3 protein-coding genes are annotated in these 2386 nt (G+C 41.1%); all 3 read left to right on the forward strand.

Translation table 11 applies throughout. The features are described 5' to 3' along the window. Positions 1–481 precede the first annotated feature (481 nt). The 3 genes from tmk to F8N43_RS29140 are packed head-to-tail and all read left to right on the forward strand — an operon-like array spanning position 482 to position 2267. Complete coding sequence (gene tmk, locus F8N43_RS29130; RefSeq protein WP_150654710.1) at positions 482–1129, forward strand: dTMP kinase; 648 nt, start codon at positions 482–484, stop codon at positions 1127–1129. A 9-nt stretch (positions 1130–1138) separates the two neighbouring features. Beyond that, positions 1139–1495, forward strand: a complete 357-nt coding sequence (locus F8N43_RS29135) for a hypothetical protein (protein WP_150654711.1) — start codon at positions 1139–1141, stop codon at positions 1493–1495. Between the two features lies 1 nt (position 1496). After that, positions 1497–2267 (forward strand): dCTP deaminase domain-containing protein, encoded by a 771-nt coding sequence (locus tag F8N43_RS29140; protein WP_150654712.1) that lies wholly within the window; start codon positions 1497–1499, stop codon positions 2265–2267. Positions 2268–2386: the final 119 nt, after the last annotated feature.

Here is a 2386-nt window from a genome sequence, read left to right on the forward strand (position 1 = left end):
GTTGGTTGGTTGGTAAGTGTAATAAATTTTTGAGGCGGTAAGTAATAGTCTAATGACGCTATATTATATGTGTTTACTGAAAGTATAGCTTGGTCGATTTTTGATGAGATGTTTGTGTTTTCAAGTTATTGACTCATATCAAAACGGTATGTGGATTGCGCCCCCTCTTTTGCATCATTCAGCTATCATTGACCTCGATTCTCGGCGGTACCTGAAGGCGGGATCAAGCTTTATGGAAGGCGGAATGAGACATTCACGGTACACAATCTCCACATTGACCCTTGCCCTTGCCCTTGCCCTGGCCCTTGGGTCAGCAGCTACCAGCCAGAACCTATCAGATATTTCGTTTAATCCTCAGTCCCCTTTCCGTAGAGCCCCCTCCGTTATATAATCCCATTCAGGCTGAGAAAAAAATCGACCTCATATATGCATATTTAAGAAGCTCATCAAGTAAACGACAAAATATTAGTAGGGTTAGTATATGAAAGGAAAATTTATTGTATTTGAGGGTATTGACGGATCTGGGACGTCCACCCAGTCTGCGCTTTTATTGAGCGCTCTCCAAAACAAAAATATTAAGTGCGCCGCTACATGTGAGCCATCAGACGGACCGGTTGGCAACCTTATAAGGCAAATTTTCAAAGGGAGAGTGAAGTCTCCACATGGAATAAATCCACACAAGGCAGGTGGCGATTTATTTGACGAGCAAATGGCTTACTTGTTTGCTGCGGATAGGCACGACCACCTATATAACGAAGTTGACGGCGTATATGGGTTGTTAGAGAAAGGCGTAACTGTCGTGTGCACGCGATATATATTTTCGTCCTACGCCTATCACTGTACGTCAGACAGCGACTTTGATTTTATCCGTGGGCTGAACAAGGATTTTCCACAGCCAGACCTAATAATTTACTTGGATAATCCTACAGAAGAGTCCATCAAGAGAATGGAAAATAGGAAATTTAAGGATACATACGAGAATGAAGAAAAGCTAAAGCAAGCGAAAAAAAACTACTCTAGAGCAATAGAAAGCTATGCTGGATCTATCATTCAAGTGCCGGCTACGAAGTCAGTGCGCGAGATACATGATGAAATATTAAAGACCGTTCTAAACATTATGAGCAGGTGAAAAAATATTATGACTTTCATACCGAATATTCTCTACTCAAACCCAAAGGATTTTTGTGAAGAAGCAAGCATTTGGGCGGATGAGAATATCCATCTGTTGGATAGAATTAGAGAAATATCTGAAAAGCCAGAATCAAATATAAGATTTGAAATTTCTACACTGGATGGTGCGCAGGCCTTGAGGCTGATAATAGCCTGTTTGGGTTACACAAAGATTGAACCATCAGAACTTGGATTGCCAAGTCTCAGGGATAGGCTCAAGTTGAATCTTGAAGAGTGTGGGAGGCTGCTAGATATTCCCAGTTCAGCGATTCGTCCTATAGCAGCAATAGAGCGAGAAATTTTAACTGTGATATCTGAAGATTGATATGAGTGTATTGTCAAATATAGAAATAGCAGAATACTTGGGCAGTGGAAAGCTAATAAAGGAGAGCGATTCTAAGTGTATTGGAGCAGCTTGTTATGAGTTGTCGGCAGGAAAAACATATTTTGATCTGACAGAGAATAACCTTCGGGTGGATCTGCGTCGGGGAGAATCTATAATAATAAAGCCTTGGCATAGGGTGGTTATTCTTACAAAGGAGGAGCTAGACATACCCAATAATATCTTGGCTCGGGTTGTAAGTAAGGGGTCATTGTTCAGTGTTGGGCTCAGTGCTGTTTGTACGCAGGCCGATCCTGGTTTTAAAGGTCAACTAGGGATAGTTACGCAAAATTTCAGCGATAAGTATATAAAGATTGACCAAGGAAAAGCTATCGCAAAAATAGATTTTACTCTTTTGTCCAGTGATACAACTAAGCCTTATGATGGGCAGCATGGGTTTAAGAGTAATATTTGGCCTATAGATACTACCCTTCAGAAGGTGCATGGGGACGTAGTTCACGATCCTCGTATTGATACAGAGCTGAATGAGGCATACAAGGTTCTACCGAAAGATGTTTCTCAAGTCATTGTGTCCTTAATGGGTAGGCAGCGTAACATTAGCATAGCGCTCTTAGCTCTTTTGATAATCAATACTTTTGTGCTGGCGTTTTCACTGAGTCCATTGAAGCCTTTTGATGCGGTCACTGCTATAGTAATTAATCTTGTGTCTCAGTTGATTATTGTTGGCTATGTCTTTGTCTGGAGTAAAAAATGAATCTTCAAGAACTTATGCAGTTATGTAAGATTCTCGACGAGAAGCATGGGTTTTCCGTGGTGTTCGAAGACCAAACGCAGAAATATAACCAGGTTACAAAAGATCTCGTAGGTCTCTTT

The organism is Pseudomonas fluorescens, from assembly GCF_902498065.1.
Classification (GTDB): Bacteria; Pseudomonadota; Gammaproteobacteria; order Pseudomonadales; family Pseudomonadaceae; genus Aquipseudomonas; species Aquipseudomonas fluorescens_BJ.

Excerpts from the sequence above, each read along its gene's own strand:
- F8N43_RS29140 (WP_150654712.1), top strand. The coding sequence starts at position 1,497 with ATGAGTGTATTGTCAAATATAGAAATAGCAGAATACTTGGGCAGTGGA.
- tmk (WP_150654710.1), top strand. The coding sequence starts at position 482 with ATGAAAGGAAAATTTATTGTATTTGAGGGTATTGACGGATCTGGGACG.
- F8N43_RS29135 (WP_150654711.1), top strand. The coding sequence starts at position 1,139 with ATGACTTTCATACCGAATATTCTCTACTCAAACCCAAAGGATTTTTGT.